Genomic DNA, 16,162 nt, shown 5'->3' with positions numbered 1-16,162 from the left:
ATGAATGGGTTGTGGTTCCTCGATCCACACTCCATAGAGCCAAACCAACCAAACAGACTTCCTCAGGCCTGCAATATTGCAATCTCTATAGCTGATGATCGTATCGAGCTCTCTTGAACATTCGATAAACGTAGTCCAGCTTTTCTTCCGTTGGATCATCGTCACGTAGCCAGCGAACCTTGATTCTCATGTACTGTGCCCACTCAATACCCTTTTTAAACCTGCGCCGGTTGTCATTCTTTGCAGCCACCTCAACAAATTGATTCACCAGGTCGTACTGATGCTGCCCGGCTCGGTACTTGGCATGCTCAAAGGCGATCTGGTAGTGCTCCATCGCTGACGTAAAGTCTTCCCTGCGGTAGTGGTAAACCGCTCGCAACCACGGCTCCATCCAGCACAGGTGTTCTTCAAGCCCATAAGCGGCGATGCGCTTGGCGTACTCGTCGATCTGCTGCCACTGCGTATTCGGGGCGCGCTTGAGGCTGAAGCCTTGTACGACCATGTCGACGAAGCCTTCAGGTGGGTTCAACGGCACCTTTCTTTGGTAAAGATCCATGCGGGTGCATACAGCAAACCGACCATACTCGGTTGTCAGTGCAGCTATCACATCGTCCCGCACTGGTTGGTCGGGATGTGTACTTTGAATCCGCTGCAGCGTATCAGCTACGTGGTCAATTTTTGCGTTGAAGAAGCCCCAGAAGTGGCTGCAGGCATGCTGCCAGGTTATCCAAGCGTTTTCAGGCGATGTTTGTTTTTGCATAACCGGTTCAAGCTCGGTCTTGAACTCTCCAATGTCGTCCACAATCCACTGTGCGTAGTCCTTGAATTGGTTGCAGACGTCCTTCAGGTAACCGACACCATAAGTCTCTACAACCCGCTCCGCGATGTGGCTCGCCAGCCTTGCAAACACAAGAGCGGTTAAGACACTTGCCTGTAGGAGGGCTGGGACTTCTCGACCGATTTCAGCCTGAGCCTTGAATGATTCTTTGAAATTTTTCATCAGCGCCGGAAGCGAAGGGAAGGAGGCACCTGAGGTCCAATTGAAGGCGTTATCGAGGTTGTGTTGAAGCGAGTTGTTATCTGACTCCGCGCATTTCCCTGGAAAGTGAAACTGCGTCTGTGAGAGGCCACAGCGCTCATAGGACCAACGCATTACCTTGGCCAAGGGGAGTGTTGGTTTTCTTGAGTCCGACCAGGAAGGCAGGTACCAGAACGGATCATCAGGCGTTTCCAGCTCAAAGTCTTCGATCCTGTATTGAAGCAGACTATGGTTCAACGACATGACCAAGAGTGGGACAGCCTTGACTGAGATGAAGTATTGCAGGGTCTGCGATTTACTCAGAAATGTGCCTTCGCTGCGCACGACTTCGTTGTACGCGTCGTGGAGGTCTGACATGGGGGCGCCTACGGCTTGTATCATGCGGGTGCTGGGCAGATACCCTAAAAGAATGCTTCCAAGTAGCTCGACTGATTCGTCGAAGTTTGAGGTCAGGTGACCTTCTTCTTTGGCGAGTCTGTGCAACTGTTTCTGGATACTTTTTTTGGCCGCTTCATCGAAATCATCCCGATCGGCTTCCTTGCGGGGGAGCACCCCGAATGCGTCGAATGCCAGCCTGATCAACTCGCCTTGGTTTGCGAAACAAACCTTTATGTTCATATCCGATCCTTGAACCCCCCGGCCAGAGGCCGGGGGCGCTGTCCTAGCGTTTGTTGGGGTTGAGTTGTTTACCGCGGTTGCCATGAGTATGGGCATTCGTCGGGTTGGAGCCAGTGGTGCCGCGGTTTTTATTCAGGGCATCAGCATGATCGTTTTGCTGTTGGCGTTGCGGATTGGAGGAGATGGGCTTTTTGGACATTTCAGTCTCCGGGTGAGTGGGTGGGGCAGTTGAATGCTATCCATCTGACTCGGATGAGGATCTAGGAAAGTTGGAGACGTTCTTTTGGGCATCTTGGTTTAGTAGCTGCCATCGAAACTGCTTTGCCGCAAACCACAGAGGACTAAAGATGTAGGTTTTAACCAGCCTTAGGGCGTGTAACGCGACTTTGCATACGCTTGTCGCAGCTTCCTTTATGACAACAGGTTACTGGGAAACTGCCGATTCAAATCCGCACATCGGATCTTGTAAAACTGAGAGTGGCCAATTGACATCGCAGCAAGGTTCGGTCACTAATTTAAATTGACCTGACGAGAATGACTGTCTCCAGCTAGAGGGACAGCATGGAAAAGTGGAATTGATGACTATAAAAACCTTGAAATTTAGCAGCGCAGAAAAATCGATTCTCGATTCGGTCATGCCAGGAGGAGAGAATTGGGCAAACCACCAAGGCTCCTGCCTGAACACTTGTTCCTATTTTCTTCGATGCAAAGGCGCCGGGCCTGCGCAAAAGGTCTGCTCGTCGAAATGGCAGGAAGCTCCGTTGAATGAGGACACTATGAATGTGTTCATTCACGTCCTCGGATCGTTTGACTATTATGATCAAGGGGACTTTGCCAGAGATGGTAGAACCGCAGAAGTCATCTCTAAATTGCAGAGCAGGTTCATGTGCGAAAGAGATGAGCTCCGAGAGGGTTCGAGCTTCGCCGAAGGATCCAAGGTCCTGAAATCTCACCTGCGAACAGAGCGCAACGGGCGAATCGGACACGAGCTGAAACTTCAGCGCATGAATGATCAGCAAAGCCTTACCTGCGCTGCTTGCGAGACAGACTTCTATGCTTTGCTAGGATCGAAAGCTACCAGGGTCATTGAGTGTCATCACCAGTTGCCGCTTTCTCACGAGGCCCACACGGGAGAGACGGATCCCGATGATCTGGTCCTCTTGTGCGCGAATTGCCACCGAATAGCCCATACCGACGATAAGCTACTCCGGATTGAAGAGCTTCGTAGATTCATTAGATTTGATAGAGCCCCTCCTGTGTGAGAGCCATATTCTTGAGGCGTCTAAGCACAATTCTCCAGTTAGGGGAGGAATCGGCCTGGCTACAATGCCCCACTTATCGGGTGCGAATAGCGATGCGGCAGGTGGTTTGCATGCTCTGAATAAATGAATCTGTACCGTGATGGCGATCTGCTGCGGTACGGCACGGATAATGAATGAAGCCGGAGAGCGTAAAAAATCTTTCAACTTCTTGGAAGTTGGAAGAGCTCGAAAGGCTGGTTTAGCAAGAATTAAAAGTTAATTGGCATAGCAGTAAAGTCTGGCGCCTTGCTAAAATTCAACCACTTGTCAAGGAAGTAGATTGTGCAACGATTTGATCGCAGTAGTGAGCCACCACCTGTTCTGTTGCAGAGTAAAGATTTCATTTTGCAACGGCAGGCAATGTTTAAATATTTTAAGTTGGAAGAGCAGCGTAGGGCTCAGACGCGAGTACCAAACCTGCACATCGAGTTAAATCACGACTCTATCAATAGCGCTCTGAAAAGACTCTTCCACGACAAGTGCGCGTTCTGCGAAAGTTACGCTACTACTGAGCCTTACAGGTTTCGCCCGGCAGGCAGTGTCTTGCCGATGGCAAAACGAGCGGACTCCAGGCTGTATTACATCTGGCTAAGTGCTGCTTGGGAAAATTTATATCCGATTTGCCAGTTATGTAGGCCTGAACGCCCAGAGTATTTTCCAGTCAAAGGTACGCGGGCCGTATTGCCTTCCACAGCTCAGCTTGAAAGATATGTAGCGGAAGGGATCGGCTTGTGGAGGGATCATCCTCCAAAAGAAAGCAATGTTCTGCTTGATCCTTGCAAAGATAATTTTGTTCCACATTTCACTTCTGATTTGTACGGATATCTCTTCCCGCACACAGATCGGGCACAGCAAACAATTGATCAATTTAACTTAAATCGGCAGGATTTACTGGAGGTACGTAGCCAGCGTTTAAGGGAATATTTCGATGAGCTTGTTGAGTGGATCCTGAGAGGGCATCGGCCCTCACGTGATAGCAGCGAGCTGTTTAATTTCTCCGAACTGGAATTCGGAGGGTCGTGGTATCTGATGTGTCGACAAATCATATTGTTTATAAATGAGGGCAGTCCAAAACAATGGTCGCTATCGTTAACGCAAATCGAGCAGACATTTCAGAGATTGACTACTAGTAGCTTAAAATCCTTTAATCAGGATGCGCTGGAAGAGTGGGTCAACGACTCGCTACGCGGTTCTTTCACTAGCGACTCTCATCTGATGCGAGTTCTCACCGAAACGCCTCCCATCCTGACCAGCATATCGTTGACCGATTTTAAAGGGATTGAGCAACTAGAATTGGAAATTCCAGAGGCGAAAGCTTCTACAGCGGAGTTGCCGAACCCACTGCAGCCTGCCTTGTTGATTTTAGGTGAAAACGCGACGGGAAAAAGTTCAATCTTGGAAGCAGTTGCTCTTGCCTTATCAACAGATGAGGCACGCGCCGAGCTGAAGTTAGATGTGTCAGCCTTGCCACTTGATCCAAAGCTAATGGGTGAACACTCCACACCTCAACGAGAAAAAGCCACGGTTAGTCTTAAATTTGACGATGGTTCAATGCGTAGCTTGACGATCGAAGGGGGAAGATTTTTGATGGAGGCGGAACCGGATGTTCCTCCGGTGTTTGCGTATGGTGCATTTCGGCAGTACCAAAAGCGAACAAAGCGCTACAGCCATGGAAAATCAATATTGAGCTTATTTCATCCCGATAAGCCTCTGTCCAACCCCGAAAAGTGGCTGCTGAGTTTAGGCTCGTATCAATTTCAAGAAGTAGTGGGCGCACTTCGTGTCATTCTCTCCATCGAAGGAGATTTTGACGTCATGGAGCGTGATTATGAAAACAACCGATGTCTGATAGTGACTTCCTCTCCTGGCAATCGTGTCTCTAATCGTACGCCTCTTGGTCTAGCATCCTCAGGTTATCGATCAGTGCTAGCGATGGTCTGCGATATTATTCAAGGGTTGATGAGCGCAAAAATTCATACCTTTTACGAAAGTCTTGAAACAGCGAGGGCGGTCGTACTGATCGACGAAGTCGAGGCGCATCTACACCCTCGCTGGAAGATTCAAATCATGAAGGCCTTGCGCATTGCTCTACCGAAGGTCACGTTTATCGTCACGACTCACGATCCATTGTGTTTACGCGGGATGGAAGATGGAGAGGTCATCGTCATGCAGCGGGTCCCAAGCCAGAATGGCGCGGACAGTGAGTGGCCGGTGATGGTAGAGCAGGTAGTGCGCTTGCCTGATGTAAGTCAGCTAACCATTGAACAATTGCTGACGTCAGATTTTTTTGGACTCGCATCGACCGATCAGCCACGCATAGAGCGCGAGTTGGCGATGTTTGCTGATCTGCTTTTGGCTAGAGCGGCTGGCCAATCGCTGACTGAGGATCAACAATTGGCTTGGGAACGATTTGAGCAGGACGTCAGTGATGCTTTACCGGTAGGCACCACCGAGGTGCAGAGGTTGGTACAAGAGGCAGTATCGGACTATCTGAAAAACCGCCGACAAATGTCTTCTGAAAACTTGGGCAAACTGCGAGATCAGGCACGCAGGGAAATTGTCACCATCCTTGAGGCTCTTTGAATCATGCGTGCAGTGCTACGGAGCAAAACCCGCAAGCCGGATGCTATGGCTGGAATAGACTCCCCGGCTGAGCGCGAGTTGGTTAAATTCAGACAGCACTTCGACACGCCTGGTGACAAAGCACCGACCTTTGCAGTGTACAAATCAGACAGCGTGAAGAAGCAGCTTGATGAATTGTTTCATGGCAAATGCGCTTACTGTGAAAGCTTCTATGCCTCAACAGCACCTGTAGATGTTGAACACTACAGGCCCAAAGGCGCCGTGCACGAAGACGATACACATCCTGGTTATTGGTGGCTGGGGATGGACTGGGAAAATCTTCTGCCGAGCTGCATTGATTGCAATCGAAAGCGCAAACAAGTCATGCCCCAGCTATCGACCAAGTTATTGACGTTGCAGGAGGGGCCACGAGGATTTAGTCATGGCGTGTTGATGTCTAGTGGGAAAAAAGACAGTTTTCCAGTGCTGGGTACCCGTGCAATGTCCGAGGACTGTCCAATTCTCGATGAATATCCTCTGCTGCTCGACCCGTGCAGGGACAACCCTGAGGAGCACCTCAGATTTCACATTGATCGATCCAACCTTATAAGCTTGGTGTTGCCTCAGCAGAGCGATGGGAGGGATGTGCCTGTAGTGGGCATAAATGGAGCAGACGCAGCAATACGAGCGGTGATGGAAGAGGCGCTTGAGCTTGGGCTCAGCCTCAGAGGGGTCGTGTCGATTCATGTATATGGGCTTAATCGTCTCGGCTTGGTTCAAGAACGAACGCGGTTGTTGCGGCAGCTGGAGTTTCTGGAGACGCTAGCCTTGGACATTGGTGTTATGGCACAGGAGCTTAAACCAGATCCGGCGATACGGAAGGAGACCGATGCGCGGGACGAAGGTATCGTTCGGCGTTTGAAGCTGCTCCAAGAGCAGGTTCTGCGTGAGATGAAGCGTATGGCAAGGCCACAGGAACCTTATTCATCCATGGTGCAAGCATGGATTGATGGCTTCAAAGAGCGATTGCTGAGTTAATTTTACCCTTCGGGATTTCGACACATTTGAATCAGGTGATGAGCAATCAAGGTGATCCACTCAGTGTGTTTATCGACATGTAATTCGCTCAATTTTTAATTCTGCCTGGTTCTGGAATCATCTGCTTATGGACGATTCCAGAACCAAGCTTTTAGTTTTACTTCTCAGGCAGCGAGCAACAGAATTTCCTTGGATTCGGATGCTTGCTCAAGCATCCCAGGATGCCGAACTTCAAGGTCGATGAGATCTGCTTGATAGGTGAGCGCAGGCATCATTTTCTTCCCATGCTGCAGGAAACTGGTCAGGTCGGTGAAATGTGTCTGGGTGAATTTGGACGCGACGTCATGGCTGTTTTCCAAGGCATCAATGCGTTGAGTGTTGAAGCGAGAAATGTCGCTGCCGAGCTGCGTTAAGCTCTCGCGGCCGAATGTCATTGCACCAATCTTGATTTGAACATGCGACATCATGAGGCCAAGATTGACAAGACGGTCTTGCAGTAGCTTGATTTCACTTAAGCGTTCAACGTTGCTTGCGGCGATAGGTGCATGCTTTTCAAGTACCAGCTTGGTGAATTGGTACTCCTTATGAAAGGGAGCGATCAGACCTTTCAGGGGCTCAATGTCTCCGCGCTCGCAGAATTGCTGTGCGGTGAGGAGCAAGGCTCGAAACTGTGCCTCATCGATTAGGAGACTTCGCTCATGACCCTCCCGCACCCAATGCAGCGTTTGCTCAATGGCAACCGACTGAGCCTGAATTTGCTCGCTGATGCTATTAAGTTTTTTACAAACAATCACGAATCCAGCGGTCGTGACGGCAAGGTTTAACCCAGACATCACGAGGTTAGCCGATTGCAGACTTTGCAGCGTGCTCATGCTTTGCTGCAATTGATCCATGCCGCCTTGAAGCGATCCGAACCCGTTAGTTAGAGTGGACTGAAGCTTTTGAAGGCTTTCTTGGGTTTGCAGAGCGTCACTAGGAAAGAGCAGATGGCCAACGATTCTTCCGCCCTGTGAACTGCCAGAAGCATGTCGTACGACGCCGCCATGGAGTTGAAATTCACCGCTTTGCAGTTTGGCCAACAGCCCAGGGATGTCGGGCAGGGAGCGTAGGAGCACTTCAGGGTTTATAGGCATGCGCGAAGATTCTCCTTGTAGGCTGCCAAGTCGGCTTCAAATTGAATGCGGCGAATCTTCGCCACTTGGAGTACTGCCGGAACGGTAATGCGAAACGCAGGTGCTGTTGCCTGGATAAGCGTAGCGCCGGCTGCGCCGACTGCTAGGGGGGCAGCGACAAGTGTGACGAGTCTTCCACCAATAGCGCTTGCGATTCCTGCAGCTCCCCCGGTTGCAGCAAAGCCTGCAGCAGTGCCGGCAGCGGCGATCAAGGTGCTTACAATCTGTCCGATATAGGCCGTCAGGGCTGCGCCACTTAGTGCTTCGATTGGCACATCTTTCTCGAGGTATTTGCGGGCGGCCTGTTGGATGACAATGTCCTCCAATGCGAAAATGTCACGCGCCTCAGCAGGCTTTCCATCTAGTTTTTTAGCCACATCTGCAACCAGCTCGCTGTACTCCACTCCCTCTGACCTGAATAGATTCGCGATGCTGTTGCTGCCAAATGCCCGGATCTCTGTTTCAAAAACATCAGCGATTGACTGAAGATTTCCTTGTGCCAGGCGCTTCAAAATCAGGGTTTTAATCGAGCTGTCGAGGGCAATCCGACCCTTACCATTGTCGGTAATGAGCGCGGCCAATACCTCAAGGTCCGCGGATGATGCACTCGATAACAGATCAGACAATGGCCGATCGCGTGGAACAACAAACTCCATGTTTCCTCCCTGTGGGCTCTCTCTGAACCCAAATTGCCTGTTACTGCTTACGTTCTCGCTTACTCGACCCTTCGATGATGGGGAGTGCGGTGCGATCAAGTCGTAAGCATGAATGCAGTGATGGCACTTTGTACATGGCTTCCACTACTATAGTCTGAGAACGCGAGCCCCCCGATCGACTATCAGGACTCTTGGTATGGATGCCATCAAGCATGTGGAAGCCCTGCGCAACAGCGTAGAGTTTGCTGCGCTTACCCGCTACACCAACGTATTCGATCTGTTCAAAGTGATGGGTGTGAGCTCCAAGGAGCTAGTCCATTCGAACATTCTTGCAGCCTTCATGAGGGCGGACGAAGCGCACGGACTCGGCGCTGACTTCAGGGACGCGTTCGTCGCGTCTCTTGCTCAAATGCGCTGCAGTGGTAATCCTCTTTCCCTGCGGGTGCTGGGCAGCACTAAGGGCGCTAAAGCGAAAGTTATCAGGGAACTGGCGCACATCGATGTGCTGCTCGATTTCCCAAGCTTGCGTCTGGTTATCGCGATCGAAAACAAGATTTGGGCGGCTGATCAGCACAATCAGGTCGCTCGCTATCAGAGAGCCTTGTGTGATCTCTACCCGCATTACGAGTCAAGGGCGTTGGTTTACCTGACGCCGGCGGGAAGGGAGTCTTCAACACAGGATCTGGCGTCCGATGTGCCGGTGTATTTCCAATCCTATGGCGACTTAGCCACTCTCCTGCACTCGTATCAGTCTGAAGCCACCCCATCTGCCGCCTATTTCATCGATCAATTTGTCACCCACGTGGAAAAAACAATGTCCGGTAACGGCGAGTTGAACCGCCTTTGCTGGGAGGTCTTCCAGCAGAGCGAAGAGGCTTACACCCACCTGGTGAAGCACTTTGAGTATTGCAAAACTCGCAAAATGACTGAGTTATTCCGTTTGCTAGGCGAGCGTTTGGAGGTTGACAGCTTGTTTGCAGAGTTTGCGAGCGATATGGAAACCAGGTTTTCAACGAACACCGACAAGCAACAATATGACTTGGACGTTCGTCTGCGAAGCTGGCCGAAGGGTGTTTGGGTGAAGGCCTATAAGCACAAGTGGTTTGGAGTATTTCCTTTCTTCAGTGATGTAGATCTGGAGGCGTTGATCCCGCTGCTGCCTTCGTTTACCCAGCCTGCTCATGCAGTTCCGGATTGGGCTGGGCTGTATTTCGCTTCAAGCCGCTTTTTAGTTAAGGATGATCGCTGTGTACTGGCTCAAGGGGATAGCGTAACGCAGGCCCATATTGATGAGGTGTTGACACGTATTCGTGACTGTTTTAGAGAAATTAATAACTCTCTGCACGCAAGCGCTAGAAGATAGGTAAAGTCTATATTTATAAGGAAGTCTTAAGGTAGGTGGCTTTTTTTTATAATTAACGGATGGAGCCATCTGCACTAAAAACAATTGAGCAAGGAGGCGTCATGTTTGAATTGTGCTTGTTTGATCTGGATCAAACTCTGGTCAAAACCGATGACCTAACTGTCCTGCGCGAGTCTGGCAAGAATAAAGATAGTGCAAGTTATAGGGCAGAGGTAGTAAGGGGGTTCGCCACTGATAAAGGTAGGATTATATATTCGCACGAACTTATTAAAGAGATTCGCGCAAAATTCCCCGAGCTTAAATTAGGTGTGTTTACGAGAGCTCCACGGAGTTACGCAGAGGTTATATTAGAACAAGCTTACCCAGGGTTTGAGTGGGACACCATAGTCGCATACGAAGACGTAAAGCGAACGAAACCGTATGGTGATGGTGTCGGTAAAGCGATGCAGGATGCTGGCTGTAATTCGGTAAATAATGTCATTCTTGTGGGGGATGGCGATGCGGATATTCGTGCAGGCTACAATGCAGGCTGTGTTGTCGTGTTGGACAAGAGTTCTTGGGGAGTAGGGTATACCAACGACAACTGGAGGGCGATGGGTCATATACCAGATGTGATAATAAAAAAGCCAGAAGAACTGATTGATGTGCTAGTTGATTACACTCGATATCTTCCAGAGCTTGAGCGTCTTCTGTATGAGGCTGAAGGTCGTGCCGGAAATGCACGGTACGACAGAATAAACAAATTTATTCCCAAGGAGGCGGGAGGTGATAAGACAGCTTTTCCTATCTTCGCATGTGGCCGATCTTTTGCGGGTTATAAGTGTTTGGAGGCACGTAGGAGCTGGCATAAATTAACAGCTAGCATTCACAAGCAGAAGGATGCTGAAGAATTTCCATACGAATGGGTGCAGGCCGTCAGAATGTTCATTCTGTCGAAATTTAAGGACGTTTGTGTTGGTGGAAAACTGACCGTAACCGTCATTCCACACCGTCCTGGTAGAACACCCCGCTTGGAAGCGTTCCTGAGTCAATTGCAGAGTTCTTACGCTAAACCTCAGATTTTCGGCCCAAAAAAACTATCGTTTGTACCTGACCTTCTCGGATACAAAAACGGAGTGAGATCCAATAGCAATGATAAGCTAAGTGCGATTGAACGTTTCGAGAATGTCCGAGATCATCTGATTGTAAGACAGCCAGAAGTGGCTAAAATGGCTCAAAGGGTGCTTGTGATTGACGACGTTTCCACCACCGGGTCAACCCTGATTTACGCCAAAAAATACCTCGAAGAAGCGGGGGTGCAAGAGGTGGTTTGCTTATCAATCGCCGCCAACATAAGCAGTGTGATCAATGACTGAAATCTCCGTTGTGACCAAAAGATTGCTGACACTCGGCATGCTGAAAGGGGTTGGTCCATCTGCTCTAAAAAAGGTCGCGGGTATCATCGATTTCGAGGTGCTACCGATAGAGCAATTGGCAACTCACTTACCTGCGCTATCGAAAGCGCTGCAAGCTCAGGATGCTTGGGATAAGGCAACTGAAGAGGCCCAGGTACAGATAGAGCAGGCATTAAGTCACGGTGCGCGCATAATATCCCCGCTAGATAAGGGGTACCCTCCGTTGCTGGCTAAGACAAAAGACGATCCTTTTGTGATTTTTGTTAAAGGTGAGTTGAGTGCAACCCCTATTAAGTCAGTAGCTATTATTGGAACACGTGAGCCGACGATGCACGGAATTGTCATAACGCAGCGAATGACAGAATATTTTGTGAGTGAGGGGTGGAGCATTGTTAGCGGCCTAGCACTTGGATGTGATGCTGTCGCGCATCAGGCTGCTCTAGATGCGGGAGGGCACACTGTTGCTGTACTTGCCCATGGATTGCAGACTATTGCACCTAGCAAGCATCGAAAGCTGGCCGATGATATTTTGCATTCCGGAGGTGCGTTGATCAGTGAGTTCCGTTTTGGGCAAGGCGCGTTGCCGCAGCAGTTCGTAAAACGCGATCGCACGCAAGCAGGAATGTCACAGGGTGTCGTTATGATCCAATCAGACCTAAAGGGGGGAAGTTTGCATGCTTCCAGAGCCGCTCTGGATTACGAACGTTGGTTAGCGGTCCCGTCCCCAACCCAATTGGATCGTAAGAACCTGGAACCCAAGATTCAGGCAAATCTGATGCTTGCAGAGGGCTTGGTATCTGAAAAGTTAAATCTTCTGCGATGTACTTCTAAGGCTCTGGACGGCTTGTTGGTTTTGCAAAGTCGAGATGATTACCCTTTGATGACTGAGCGTAAAAACCGGTGCGAGCCCGAATCGGGACAGCAATCTGAATCGCTTCTCTAAAGGGCCCCAACAAACAATCGAGTGATGAGCGCCATCGCGATGATGAGGCCCACCACAGGCGCTACTCAGCGTTCAAAAAATGAACTTTAAATAAATTGCTGGAGCGCTCAATCATTTCGCGGATACCAATAGCTATTTCCAGCTTGGATTACGCCTGGCAGGTATCCGTACCTTTCTTTCAGTACTCTCTGCAGATCACCGTAACTGCTCCCAAGCGTATCTAGAATCATTGCGACGTAAACTTCAAAGGTGGGGTGCTTGCGCCAATATTTGCCGTGTATCGCATCTGCCAGCGACCGATCAAACCAGCCACGTAATAGCATCAGAACGCCCTCTACTCTGATCTCCACGGACTGACCTGATGCAGCCTGTTCCCGTCCATCATGTTTCATGAGCTCCCGTTGCACGTAGTTGCCGGGTTGGTAGCCCAGAGAAACGCATGCCTCGTGAAAGTGGTCGTGAATTTTGCGATGTGATTGGAGATCTGCTTTGATATCCGGGGCGAAGCTGAACTCACAGTAAGCGCACTTGCTCACTCGATCAGCGTCCTCAGAAGCATGCACATGAAACATGACCCATTTGTCGTACAGGCGGTACGCTTCGTGGTAGTCCCGTACACCTAAGTGCTGGGTGGCTGCTTTGTCTAGGCGTTGTCCAAGTTTCAGTTCGGGGTACGTGCTTTCAAGCTGCTTGGCCAGACGTTTGACCTGTTTGATTTCAATAGAGGTAATCTGCATATACAGCTCCAGGGAGGGCTGTGCCTTGCGTCCACTACGAGGTCACCTGATTGGGGGTCAGGTTAGGTGTTTCGGCTGTCACGATAGTGCTGATGCTTCGCCTTTGTGGACGGCCGGTACCTACCGAATACCTTGGGGCTGGAGACTAGCAGTCGCAGATCGGCGAATCAATTGATGAAATATTTTCGTATGTGTATGAGCTTTGATGGCCGAAAAGCTGCTCAATGGACTTGAGCCTCGAAAAAATTAAAGGTGCTGTGTGATAATGGCTCAATAGTGGCGTCTAGAGCGCCTATGTTGGGATCAGAATGGACTGAGCCTGCGGATTTGGATGACAGCTGCGTTCGCAAACTGCGGATGGTGGCAGAGCAGGATAGTTAGATGACTCAAGAGGCGTTTCGTAGTTTTGGTTGGGTAAGGTGGCTGGGGGCTGGTTGCGCTTCGATAGACAATGCTTCCAACGGCTTGATTGCGGTTGATTGGCAAGGGCGGGCATCCACAATCACTGTGGCGGGAATGCCCAGACCTCCCGAGCTAAGTCGATGGTTGGTGCTATCTCGCTTAAAGCTGAATGCAGCCACGGGGCCTGTCGTAGCAATTGGGTGGGGCGTCAGCAAACCCTATCAGCTCTGGCGCTCAGCACTGCGAGAGTGGTATGCCGATCGTGTTCGTTCTGTCGCTGGAGATTTGAACTCTTTTTTCGAGCGCCTGAGGCGAACTGGCTACTGCCGTCGCTCGCAATGGACAGACCTTCACGCTGAGCTTGTTAAACAATCCGCACTGTGGCCGACATTACCGGACAGAGGATTAGGCGTACTCTCACGAGAAGAACGCAAAGTCTTGATTCGCGCCAGGTCGTGGGTAAGAAACGGTGAAAGATGCCTGCGCCGCTGGCGTGCGCATTACGTCAAAACAAGCCTGGTCAAATATGCCGATCTCTTTGATCAGGTTGAGACAATGCCGCTGACACGTAAGCAGCGCTTGGCTTGCATTGTCGATGAAGACAACAACCTGGTCCTGGCAGGTGCGGGTACTGGCAAGACCAGTACGACGATTGGGCGAGTCGCGTTCCTTGTTAAAAGTGGTCAAGCACGCCCGGATGAGATTCTGCTTTTGGCTTACGGAAACGACGCCGCCAAAGAAATGCGTGAGCGATTGGAGTCACGCCTGGGTGTGAAGGGCGTTGAAGCACTGACGTTTCATTCACTGGGTAAATCGATACTGCAGCATCCTTCCTTGTCGCCAATGGCCGATGACGAGCCTGCGCGCAAACGATTTGTCCAATTGGCATTCGAACGACTGCAAAATGAGCCGGAGTACCGCAAACAACTCCTGCAGTATTTTGAGCACTACCTTTACCCCATCAGAAATCCGTTCGATTTTGCTTCCTTGGGTGAATACTTCCGCTATCTGGCAGAGCATGAAGTTCGCACGCTCAAGAGTGAACGAGTCAAAAGCATGGCCGAGTGTCGAATCGCCAACTTCTTGTTCAAGATGGGCGTCGATTATCGCTACGAATACGCCTACAAGGTGTCAACCCGTACGCCTGAGCGCCGCCAGTATCGCCCTGATTTTTACCTTCCCGATTTCGACCTTTACATCGAGCACTTCGGTGTTGACCGAAAAGGCAATACTGCTCCGTACGTCAATCGAGCGTCCTACCAGGAAGGCATGGAATGGAAACGCCAACTGCATAAAAAACACCAGACATCCTTGATCGAAACCTTCCACTACGAGCAGCAAGAAGGTGTTTTGCTCAAGGTATTAGAGGAGCGTCTCGCTGCGGCCGGGGTGAAGTTCGATCCAATGCCCGAGGAAGCACTGTTGGAGACACTACGTGAATTTGGCGTCGTGTCGGCGTTTGCCGAACTCCTGGAAGAATTATTGAAGTGCTACAAAGCCGCCGATTTGTCACCGACAGAGCTTGAAGCTCGAGTCAAGGCTGCGCCCGATCCAGATCAAATGCGTGCAGCATTGGACCTGTTGGAGCCTATCTACGAGCAATACCAGAAGGAACTGGAGCTCAATGAACAGATCGATTTTGATGACATGATTGTGCGCGCGATTGAGCGAGTGGAAGAGGGGGGGTACACACCACCATGGCGCTTCATTCTTGTTGATGAATTTCAAGACACTTCAAACCCGCGAGCGCGTCTGGTCAGGGGGCTTCGGCGCCTTCAGCCCGATGGCTCGTTGTTCTGTGTCGGAGATGACTGGCAGTCTATCTATCGCTTCACAGGTAGCGATATCACCCTGACGTCGGAATTCGACAAGTTCTTTGGTCCTACGGTGACCAGTGCGCTGGATAAGACCTTTCGCTTCAATGATCGCATCAGTGAAGTCGCTAGCCGTTTCGTCATGCGTAACCCCGCACAGCTGTTCAAGAAAATGTCCACCCACGTCGAAGAGGCGGATCCCGCAGTCTCGTTGTTTCGTACAGATCTGAAAGACGAGCAGGCATTGGACCAGGTTATTGCTCGTATTAATGCCCGAGCCGGTGCAGGCGCGAGTGTCTACATTCTTGCCCGGTTTTCCTTTGGGCTACCGGACAAGAACAAATTTGATCAATTGGCGAGGTTGTATCCGAAGCTGATGATTCGAGTGGACAGCATTCACTCGTCCAAAGGCCAAGAAGCTGATTTCGTGGTGTTGCTTGGAAACAAGTCAGGAAAGTTCGGCTTGCCCTCAGAAAAGACGTCCCATCCTTTGGTGGATGCGTTGCTGCCGCCGCGAGAAAACTTCACTCACGCAGAAGAGCGTCGCTTGTTCTACGTGGCGCTCACCAGGGCTAAACAACGGGTCTATCTGGTCGCCGGCGAGAATAAGGTGTCCAGTTTCGTCAAGGAGCTGCTTGATGATGAATATGACCTTGAGCTCAATGAGTTTGGTACTCCTGCCCCCATTGTTTCCGGCCCCCCTTGTCCTGCCTGCGTAACGGGTGAGCTAACGCTGCGTAAACGGACAAAGAAGGATGAATATTTTTACGGCTGCTCCTTCGCCCCGATGTGCTCGCACACTGAATCAGCTTGCCCAGATTGCCGCTCGCCAATGCATGAGCGTGATAAGTACCTGATCTGTGCGCAGAATTGCGGTGGATGGATTGCATTGTGTCCAAAATCGGGAGGCCGAATGGTTTGGCAGCAGACGGATAGGCCTTTCTGGGGCTGTTCGGACTATCGAGGAAAAGACCCTGGCTCTTGTACACACAAAGAATATCGTATTACTCCGCCTCACGGCTGCAGGGCGAGGGCGGTGACATAGCTTCACTATGCAGCGGGGAAGGCTCCGCTGCCATTGGCGCCAATGTATCGGGTAGCCGGAGGGGCATGGATAACCGCC

Annotated in this window: 12 protein-coding genes; 7 read left to right on the top strand and 5 right to left on the bottom strand. The window is 50.6% G+C overall.

From position 1 onward, the window contains the following. Nucleotides 1–85: 85 nt before the first annotated feature. Nucleotides 86–1,657 (bottom strand): hypothetical protein, encoded by a 1,572-nt coding sequence (locus QRN61_RS16790; RefSeq protein ID WP_285374268.1) that lies wholly within the window; start codon nt 1,655–1,657, stop codon nt 86–88. 43 nt (nt 1,658–1,700) lie between these two features. Next, nucleotides 1,701–1,856: a hypothetical protein gene (locus QRN61_RS16785; protein ID WP_285374267.1), complete on the bottom strand. Its 156-nt coding sequence runs from the start codon at nt 1,854–1,856 to the stop codon at nt 1,701–1,703. Nucleotides 1,857–2,235: 379 nt separating this feature from the next. Here QRN61_RS16785 and QRN61_RS27635 point away from each other — a divergent pair, with 379 nt between their 5' ends. The 3 genes from QRN61_RS27635 to QRN61_RS16775 all read left to right on the top strand — a co-directional run bounded on the left by QRN61_RS27635 (nt 2,236) and on the right by QRN61_RS16775 (nt 6,558). Then, on the top strand, nt 2,236–2,919 hold the full coding sequence (locus tag QRN61_RS27635; protein WP_350310355.1) for an HNH endonuclease: 684 nt from the start codon (nt 2,236–2,238) through the stop codon (nt 2,917–2,919). 321 nt (nt 2,920–3,240) lie between these two features. Next, nucleotides 3,241–5,541 (top strand): AAA family ATPase, encoded by a 2,301-nt coding sequence (locus tag QRN61_RS16780; protein WP_285374266.1) that lies wholly within the window; start codon nt 3,241–3,243, stop codon nt 5,539–5,541. Nucleotides 5,542–5,544: 3 nt separating this feature from the next. Further along, nucleotides 5,545–6,558 (top strand): HNH endonuclease family protein, encoded by a 1,014-nt coding sequence (locus tag QRN61_RS16775; protein ID WP_285374265.1) that lies wholly within the window; start codon nt 5,545–5,547, stop codon nt 6,556–6,558. A gap of 164 nt (nt 6,559–6,722) precedes the next feature. On the opposite strand, the gene QRN61_RS16770 is transcribed toward QRN61_RS16775, so the two are convergent. Together QRN61_RS16770 and QRN61_RS16765 are read right to left on the bottom strand one after the other, a co-directional pair. After that, nucleotides 6,723–7,691, bottom strand: coding sequence for a hypothetical protein (locus tag QRN61_RS16770; RefSeq protein ID WP_285374264.1), 969 nt, complete (start codon nt 7,689–7,691; stop codon nt 6,723–6,725). Continuing rightward, nucleotides 7,682–8,386, bottom strand: a complete 705-nt coding sequence (locus tag QRN61_RS16765; protein WP_285374263.1) for a YaaW family protein — start codon at nt 8,384–8,386, stop codon at nt 7,682–7,684. The genes QRN61_RS16770 and QRN61_RS16765 overlap by 10 nt, the downstream gene beginning before the upstream one ends. 196 nt (nt 8,387–8,582) lie before the next feature. Between QRN61_RS16765 and QRN61_RS16760 the strand changes: the two genes are divergently transcribed. From QRN61_RS16760 to QRN61_RS16750, 3 genes are all read left to right on the top strand, one after another. Further along, complete coding sequence (locus tag QRN61_RS16760; RefSeq protein ID WP_285374262.1) at nt 8,583–9,749, top strand: PDDEXK-like family protein; 1,167 nt, start codon at nt 8,583–8,585, stop codon at nt 9,747–9,749. 101 nt (nt 9,750–9,850) lie between these two features. Then, nucleotides 9,851–11,104: an HAD hydrolase-like protein gene (locus tag QRN61_RS16755; protein ID WP_285374261.1), complete on the top strand. Its 1,254-nt coding sequence runs from the start codon at nt 9,851–9,853 to the stop codon at nt 11,102–11,104. After that, entirely contained in the window at nt 11,097–12,086 is a 990-nt protein-coding gene (locus QRN61_RS16750; protein ID WP_285374260.1) for a DNA-processing protein DprA, read from the top strand. The genes QRN61_RS16755 and QRN61_RS16750 overlap by 8 nt, the downstream gene beginning before the upstream one ends. Before the next feature lie 107 nt (nt 12,087–12,193). On the opposite strand, the gene QRN61_RS16745 is transcribed toward QRN61_RS16750, so the two are convergent. Further along, complete coding sequence (locus QRN61_RS16745) at nt 12,194–12,823, bottom strand: hypothetical protein (RefSeq protein WP_285374259.1); 630 nt, start codon at nt 12,821–12,823, stop codon at nt 12,194–12,196. 381 nt (nt 12,824–13,204) lie between these two features. On the opposite strand from QRN61_RS16745, the gene QRN61_RS16740 reads away from it, so the two are divergent. Beyond that, a complete protein-coding gene (locus QRN61_RS16740) occupies nt 13,205–16,084 on the top strand; it encodes a UvrD-helicase domain-containing protein (protein WP_285374258.1) in 2,880 nt (959 codons plus the stop codon). Nucleotides 16,085–16,162: the final 78 nt, after the last annotated feature.

It is taken from the genome of Pseudomonas sp. lyk4-TYG-107 (assembly GCF_030209055.1).
In the GTDB taxonomy this organism is placed as follows: domain Bacteria; phylum Pseudomonadota; class Gammaproteobacteria; order Pseudomonadales; family Pseudomonadaceae; genus Aquipseudomonas; species Aquipseudomonas putida_A.
Note: the sequence above shows the minus strand (reverse complement) of the source record. Positions and strands in the feature narration are given on the sequence as shown.